Source organism: Bacteroidales bacterium, assembly GCA_018334875.1.
In the GTDB taxonomy this organism is placed as follows: Bacteria; Bacteroidota; Bacteroidia; order Bacteroidales; family UBA12077; genus JAGXLC01.
This window is the reverse complement of the sequence record JAGXLC010000047.1, coordinates 14,114-22,270: the sequence shown is the minus strand read 5'-3', so window position 1 is coordinate 22,270 and position 8,157 is coordinate 14,114. Positions and strand designations below refer to the sequence as shown.

Genomic DNA, 8,157 nt, shown 5'->3' with positions numbered 1-8,157 from the left:
TGACACGGGAAGACGAGAAGATAAGGTGAAAAGTTTGAAGGTTTGATTGCCTGCCCGACAGACGGGTTTGACAGGAGTTTGATGAGACTGGAAATTTGTGTAGAGACATGCCGTGGCATGTCTCAGAGACTGGCAGAAAAAATGAATAATCTTGCGGAATACCGTGGGAGACGAAAAGGCGGGAAAAGTAGTGAGTATTAAGTAGTGAGTAATGATCAACCATCCGAAAAAATTATGTGTAAAAACCTAATATTTAAACAACACGCTCCGCCACTCATTCACTAACTTCTTCATCCACTCCCTCGCCCTATCGCCCCCTCGCACTTTCGTTCTCTCGTACCATCGTTTTTTCGCACTTTCGCCCTGTCATTTCCGATCTCCGATCTCCGACCTCCGACCTCAGTCTTCTGACCTCCGATCTCTGACCTCTGTCTTCCGACCTCCGACCTCTGATATCTGATCTCTGATCTCTTGATTGTTTCTTTTTTACTTGAATGATCCACTTCCGAAGTGGGGGTAACCGGTTAAAAACTCAAACGGCCGACCTTTTACCTAAAATGATCGAGTTCCGAACTCGGTTGTTCGAGCTTTGAAGTGGGAGGGGGTACTTCTTCGAGGGGGATATCCTTGCTTTGAACTCGGAAACTTGAGTTTTTTACTCGGTCGTTTGAGTTCTGAAGGGGGTATGTCGAGGTTTGATCTCGATGTGTCGAGTTTTTACCTTGATCGTTTGAGTTCTGAAGTGGAGGGGGGTACTTCAGAAGGGGGAGGGGGTACTTCGGAAGTACCCCTTCGTGAAAACTTGTCCGGCCCCTGACGGATTCGTGGACTTTCTTTTCCATGGATTGCAAATACGAACCTCCTCACTCACATCACTCAAAACTCATTCACTCCCAAGCAACTCACTACTATTCATCACTACTCACTACTTTCCCCTCTTCTCATTCCATTGTACCGACGTTCCGTCGTGCTTTCGTTCTTTCGTGCCGCTAATTGACCCACGCCACGTGGCTCTACACATGCTCATTACTCCCTACTACTCATTCACTCACTGCTCATTCACTCACTACTCATTACTACTTCTTCCTGATCTCCCAGTCAAATCCATCGGGTTTATCCATGATTTCAATGCCCAGTTCCTCAAGCCGGTCCCTGATCTTGTCGGCGGTTTCGAAGTCTTTGTTCTTTCTGGCCTCCAGTCTTATGTTGAGGATCATATTGATCAGCTCCCTGGTTAATTGGCTGTCGGGACCTTGTTCTTCTTCCTGTTCCAGACCGAGGATATCATGGACAAATGCGTTGTATAGGTCTTTTAGTTTTTGGATGTCATTATTTTTGATCCGGGCTTTTCCGTTGTGCACCGAATTGATGAAGCGGACCAGATCGAAAATATGGGAAAACAGCACCGGTGTATTGAAATCATCATTGATGGCCTGGTATAATTTTTCTTCTGCCTGGTTCAGGTCATAGTCGGTTTCTGCTCCCGGTTCCAGATCATCAATGAGTTCTCCGGCCTTAAGAAGTTTATCCAGACCCTTTTCGGCTGCCTGCAATGCTTCGTTGGAGAAGTCGAGTGGACTTCTGTAATGGGCTTGTAGGGTAAAGAACCGGATGGTCATCGGGCTGTAGGGTTTCTTTAGAAATTCGTGCTCCCCTGAAAAGAATTGGTTGAGTGTAATGAAGTTGCCCAGGGATTTACCCATCTTTTGCCCGTTGATGGTAACCATGTTGTTGTGCATCCAGTAACGGACCGATTCTCTGCCGTTGGAAGCGGTTGACTGGGCAATTTCGCATTCATGGTGTGGAAAAAGCAGATCCATACCCCCTCCGTGGATGTCAAAAGGTTCACCCAAATATTTTGTGCTCATGGCCGAGCATTCCAGGTGCCAGCCCGGATAGCCGTTGCCCCATTCTGAAGGCCATTGCATGATGTGTTCCGGGTTGGCTTTTTTCCAAAGGGCAAAATCAAATGGGTTCTTTTTTTCTTCCTGTCCTTCAAGCGCTCTGGTATTGGTTTTAAGCTCTTCTATGTTTCTGCCGGATAACTTTCCGTAATTGTATTGTTGGTTGTACTTTTCAACGTCAAAATATACCGATCCGTTGCGGAGATAGGCGAAGCCGCTTTCCAGTATCTTTTTGACCAACTGCTGCTGCTCGATGATATGTCCGGAGGCCCTGGGTTCGATGTTGGGCCTCATAACATTCATCTGATCCATATTCCTGTGGTAGCTTCGCATATATCGTTCGGCGATCTCCATCGGTTCCAGCTTTTCTACACGGGCTTTTTTGGCGATCTTATCTTCCCCTTCATCCGCATCGCTTTCCAGATGGCCTACATCGGTAATGTTGCGTACATAACGAACTTTATAGCCCAGGTGCAAAAGGTAACGGTATACCAGATCGAAGGTAACTGCCGGCCGGGCATGGCCGAGGTGCGCTTCTCCGTACACCGTAGGTCCGCATACGTATAATCCTGCGTAAGGCGGCTTATAAGGCTCGAACTTTTCGTTTTTTCTGGTTAATGAATTATGAATGTAAAGTTCCTTACTCATTTTCCGGTATGGATTTGATGAACTGCAAAGTTAAAAAGTATTGTGGAGCAATGATTAAAATTATTTATGTTTTTCAGGTTGACTGGTTTAAATCATGATGCTTTGATGTAGAACTTTTTGAGGAATTTCTTTTTCAGTATTTTCATTGTGCTTTCATACCCCAGCTCATACATTTCCTTTCCCGCAGAAGCATGGAGCAATCCGTATTGATCAAGACCATCAGGCTGGATGAAAAGATCGCAGTTGACCGCCATTTCTTTGACTCTTGAGTTGACCATCACATGAAAGCTTCTTTCCGCTATTTTGACCAGGCTTTTTATGCTTTGCATTTTACCGGTGGGATTAACATGTACTCCGATAATGTGTTCTGTTTTATCCTGAATGGGGTATACAGGGAAATTATCGATCACTCCGCCGTCGGTATAGGTGGTGTTGTTCAGGTAGACGGGCTTGAACAACACAGGTATGCTTGCGGAGGCGATAACTTTTGTTATCAGTTCGCCTTCATGGAAATATTCAGAAATGCCGTCATTTAGGTTGGTGGCATTGCAATAGAAAGGTATTTGCAGCTCCTCAAAAGTTTTTGCATGAAGGGTGGTCTCAAGTACCCTTTTCAGGTTTTCGATCCCCAGCAATCCGTCTCTGGGAATGGTGATGGTGGCAAATTTCATCAGGTTTTTATCCCTGAAGATGTTAAAAATCTCTTCCGCCTTATATCCGTCGCAATATAAGACACCGGCCAGAGCACCTGCACTGACTCCGGAAACAACATCAGGGAAGATGCCATTTTCATTGAGGGCTTTCAGAACTCCGATATGGGCAAAGCCGCGCGCTGCTCCTCCGCTCAATACCAGCCCGGTGTGGTACTTTTTTGTCCTTTTTGAGAATAAGGAATATAGTTTCATATTTTCTGTTTTTAACTTATTGATCGCTTCATTTGAAATGCAAATAAAAATAATTACAGAAAAATTTTCGGCACAAAAGCCTTGCGATGAAAAAATTTTTACATTAGACCTGTATATTTGTTTGTAATTTAAGCTATTAGATTACGAGTCTTTTGGGCTTGTTCTAATGTAAAGGATAAATGTATAAATCTTTACCCAAAAACCTTTAATTTTGAGGTTAAGTTTTTAAGAAAGGGAGGAACTATGGCTACTACCAAGCAGAAGAAGGTTGCAAGACTGGTTCAGAAAGAGCTGGGCGATATTTTTCAGAAGAAAAGCAGAAGCCATTTTGATGGGAAGATGATTACCGTTACGGTGGTCCGGATTTCGCCTGATCTGTTGATTGCCAAAGCTTATCTCAGCATTTATCCGAGTCAGAATAATGAGAAGACCCTGGACTTGGTTAAGCAGTATAGCAGTGAAATTCGCTATGAGCTTGGAAACAGGATCAGGCATCAGGTGCGCAGAATTCCTGAATTGAACTTTTTTATAGACGATTCACTGGATTATATTGATAACATTGACAGGTTACTGAACAAGGATAAAAACAACGACAAGAAATCAGACTGACCGTGAATTTTCCGTTTTTTATAGCGAAACGATATTTTCTGACCAAAAAGCTGAGAAATGTGATCAACATCATTTCTCTGGTTTCGGTTATTGGTGTTATGGTGGGCACCATGGCTTTGGTTGTAGTACTTTCCGTATTCAACGGTTTTGAAGATCTTATCAAATCCACCTATAATGCTTTTGATCCGGATATTAAAATTACCCCTGAAAGGGGAAAAACATTTGTAGTGGATGATGACGAGCGTTTTAAGGAAGTTAAGAATCTGGCCGGTGTGGAGGTTTTTTGTGGTGTACTGGAAGAAAATGCCCTGATCAGGTATGATGAAAAACAATATATTGGCAGGGTCAAGGGAGTGCCGGACGATTTTGTGAAATTATCCGGGGTTGACAGCATGATTACCAACGGTAAATTTTTACTGCGAGATGAAAATAAAGATATGGCTGTTCTTGGACAGGGTTTGGCCTATTTTCTCTCGGTGAGCCTGAACTTTATGGAGCCTCTCAATATTTATGTTCCCGAAAGGGGACAGTCCTCTATGATCAATCCCCGCAAAGCCTTCAACCGAAAGTATATTTTTCCTTCGGGTATTTTTTCCACCCAGCCTGAGTATGATGCTGAATATGTAATTGTTCCCATTGACTTTGCACGAGACCTGCTTGATTATCAGCAAGAGGTAACAGCCGTGGAGATCAAGGTAGGTGATGAATATAATATGAACCAGGTGGAAAGCCGGCTGGAAGAAATCCTGGGGAGTGATTATGAGGTAAAGAACCGGTATGAACAGCATGAAGTATTTTATAAAGTGATGCAATCCGAGAAATGGTATATCTTTCTGATTCTGACATTTATTCTCATTGTTGCTTCTTTCAATGTTATCGGTTCCCTGACCATGCTTATCATCGATAAAAAAGAGGATATTATTATATTGAGAAATCTGGGGGCAAGCCTGAGAACCATCCGGCGGATCTTTTTCCTGGAAGGGTGGATGATATCTGTCATTGGTGCTCTGGTGGGCACGGGCATCGGCATCTTCATATCCTGGCTGCAGGAAACCTTTGGATTGCTGCGTTTGGGAGAGTCGGGATCTTTCGTGGTGGATTATTACCCGGTGGAAATCCAGTGGCTCGATGTGCTGGGCGTCTTTATCACCGTGCTGACCATTGGTTTTATTGCTGCCTGGTATCCCGTCCGGTATATTACCCGTAAATATGTGACAGCCGAAATAAGAGAAAACATCTAACCTTTTTATATATTCGTCATTAAATACCGCCTTTTAATCAAAAAATTTCCCGCTCTTATAAAAAAGTTTTCAACACAGCCAGACCTTTCCGTAAATGATAACAATTCGGTATGTTGAAAAAAATTAGGCTGTATTGTATGATAGCCTGATTTTTTGCAACAAAAAACACTTGTTATCGTAGAAGTTTATTAACAATGCACAGCAGATTATTAATAATCAAAATTTTGACCCCATGTCCGGACGATTAAAGCCTTGTATCTCTCTATTTTTCTTTGTTTTACTTTCATTTCTTTGTTTGCAGACCATACATTCCGAAGAATCATATGGACCATCCGGCAGAAGCCATGCATCTATTACTGCACATTTGGCAGATACAGGTGAATTTGTGGGCAATTCCGGGGTCCGGCTGAGATATAATAATCGCGAAACGACCAATAAATTTACCGAAGAAGCAACATCCTCCGGGAATATACTTTCGGAAAGGTTTTTAATTTTTCCTTCCTGGTTCGATCCGATTCTGCATCAATCCGATCTTTCTTTCTTTAAAGAAATAAATAAATACAGGAGAAATTTTTCATCGGCGACAGGGAATATTATAAGGACTAAATCTTTTGCCAATAATGCATTTATTTCCGGTAATTCCTATATGGGGAGCAGACATCGGCCAGGGTTCAGTTCCCTGACACATTCTTTTTCCGGTTTTGGGACGAGATATATACAGGATATTGATTTTCTGAATTTTTCTGCTTTTCCTTCTAATGGAATGGGTGATTCAAAGGTTGATCAAAGAGATTCTGAAAACCCTGAATTATACTGGGTAAATGGAAGCGGGAATTGGGATGATCCCTCTCACTGGGCGAAGAGTAGCGGTGGCCCGGGTGGAGCCGGAGTGCCGACAAGAAATGATGATGTGATCATCGATCACAATTCTTTTTCTGATCCCGGCCAATCTATAAAAATTAAGGGAGAAGCAGCTTGTAAAGATCTTGTTTGGAAAAATGTGCGGCCTCAGGGTGGGCTTAATAGCCGGCATTTCATTTTTAATAAATGGACGGGTGCTGAGCTTAAAGTCTATGGCTCCCTAAAACTGCCCGAAAAACTCAGCAATGAATATTATGGTGATCTCCTGATGAAGGCGGAAAATGAAAACAACACCATTGACATACAACCTGAACTCCATTCCGATGTGATTTTTGACGGACCGGGCGGTGGATGGTCCCTTCAAAATGACTTGAATACTTCAGGAGACATCCAACTTCAACGCGGAGCACTAAATACCAATGATTATGAGGTAACAGGTGAAACATTCAAGACGACGGGAACGGAAAGAAGATCGCTGGATATGGGCCGTTCAGATGTTACCGTAAGCAGATGGGATTTTAAAAGCGTTGAAAATTTAGATTTTGATGCGGGAGAATCGAGCATTTTCCTGCAGGGAGAAAATGCTTCGGAAAATTTTAACTCCGGTGGATTGGAATATAATACATTTTCCTCCGCTTCATTAAAAAACGGAGGTTCAGATGTTGAATTAACGGCTTATACAGACTCAGTAACCTGTAATGGAGGCAGTGATGGAATAATTTACATGCTTGCAAGTGGCGGAAGCGGAGATTATCTTTATGAAGTCAGGGATTCTGATGATAATTTAATTGAAGATTTAGTTACTTCTTCAGACAGTGTAGCTTTTACCGGTTATTCTGCCGGAACCTATAATCTTTATCTTTATGATGATAATGATCATAGCAACTGGGATGGCACCTCAAGAACTGTTGAAGAACCTGATGCCGTTGTTATAGATTCCGTCACCTGTGTTCAGGCGTTAAGTTGTTACAATTCAAGCGATGCCGCACTGGAAGCTCATCCCAGTGGAGGTACACCACCTTATGTAGAGTATACCTGGGAGGTTAACGGAACTATTGTAGGTTCGGATTCATCGGTGGTTACAGGTATCGCAAGAGACGACATAGTCACGGTATCGGTTAAGGACGCGAATGGTTGTGAATCCGGAGATTTTAATCTTATATTTAATGAAACTTATTATGGAGATAGCATCCCATCGGAAATTTCCATATCGGTGGATAATGTTGAGGCTAGTTGTGCACTCACAAATGATGGAGAAATACAATTAAGTGCTTCCGGCGGAACAGGAGACAAAGATTTTCAGTTGGTAGCTACCTCAACAGGAAATACCATTCCCAGTTCAGGGTGGGATGAAGACGGCGATTTTACGGGTTTGGCCCCGGATACTTATGAGACATATGCCATAGATGAAAACGATTGTGTGAAACAGGGTGATGATGTGGTAGTGGATTCAGTGACTCAAACGGAGATTACACAAGATCCCGTGAATGAAACAGCTTGTGAAGTTTCTATGGCAGAGTTTTCTGTAGAAGCTGATGGCGTTAGCCTTACATATACATGGCAGTCCAGCCCTGATGGATCAAGTAATTGGAGCGATGTTTCCGGCTCGAATATCAGTGGGGAAGATACGGAGAATTTAACGATAGATCCTGTATCAGATAGTGATGAGTTGTTTTACCGTGTTTATGTGGTTGGAGATTGTGGAGAGGAGTATAGTGATACAGTAAGTCTGACCGTTCAGGATACGGTGACCATCACCTCCCATCCCTCAGATGAGACGGTATGTGAGGGAGAAGATGCCACTTTCAATGTATCAGCCGACGGTGAATCACCGCTGAACTACCAGTGGTATACGAATGCCGGTGGAAGCTGGAGTTCCATCAGCGGGGCCACTTCGGACAGCTATACGGTCAGCGATGTCTCTAACAACGATGCAGGAGATTACCGTGTTGAAGTCTCCAACACCTGCGGAACCCGTACAAGTGATGC

5 protein-coding genes are annotated in these 8,157 nt (G+C 43.2%); 3 read left to right on the top strand and 2 right to left on the bottom strand.

Annotated elements, in window-relative coordinates:
• Positions 1–1,076 precede the first annotated feature (1,076 nt).
• Together cysS and KGY70_06155 are read right to left on the bottom strand one after the other, a co-directional pair.
• Positions 1,077–2,552: a cysteine--tRNA ligase gene (gene cysS, locus KGY70_06160; protein MBS3774750.1), complete on the bottom strand. Its 1,476-nt coding sequence runs from the start codon at positions 2,550–2,552 to the stop codon at positions 1,077–1,079.
• 92 nt (positions 2,553–2,644) lie between these two features.
• The gene (locus KGY70_06155; GenBank protein MBS3774749.1) at positions 2,645–3,457 is read right to left on the bottom strand and encodes a patatin-like phospholipase family protein; all 813 of its coding nucleotides are present in this window, start codon (positions 3,455–3,457) and stop codon (positions 2,645–2,647) included.
• Positions 3,458–3,700: 243 nt separating this feature from the next.
• Between KGY70_06155 and rbfA the strand changes: the two genes are divergently transcribed.
• The 3 genes from rbfA to KGY70_06140 all read left to right on the top strand — a co-directional run.
• Positions 3,701–4,066 carry a 30S ribosome-binding factor RbfA gene (gene rbfA / locus KGY70_06150; protein ID MBS3774748.1) on the top strand — a complete coding sequence of 122 codons (366 nt, stop codon included), beginning with the start codon at positions 3,701–3,703 and terminating at the stop codon, positions 4,064–4,066.
• Between the two features lie 2 nt (positions 4,067–4,068).
• A complete protein-coding gene (locus KGY70_06145; GenBank protein ID MBS3774747.1) occupies positions 4,069–5,307 on the top strand; it encodes an ABC transporter permease in 1,239 nt (412 codons plus the stop codon).
• Between the two features lie 232 nt (positions 5,308–5,539).
• On the top strand, positions 5,540–8,157 hold a 2,618-nt coding region (locus KGY70_06140; protein MBS3774746.1), incomplete at its 3' end, for an immunoglobulin domain-containing protein.

What these genes read in the sequence shown, in the direction of transcription:
- rbfA (MBS3774748.1), top strand. Translation starts at nt 3,701, where the DNA reads ATGGCTACTACCAAGCAGAAGAAGGTTGCAAGACTGGTTCAGAAAGAG.
- KGY70_06155 (MBS3774749.1), bottom strand. Translation starts at nt 3,457, where the DNA reads ATGAAACTATATTCCTTATTCTCAAAAAGGACAAAAAAGTACCACACC.
- cysS (MBS3774750.1), bottom strand. Translation starts at nt 2,552, where the DNA reads ATGAGTAAGGAACTTTACATTCATAATTCATTAACCAGAAAAAACGAA.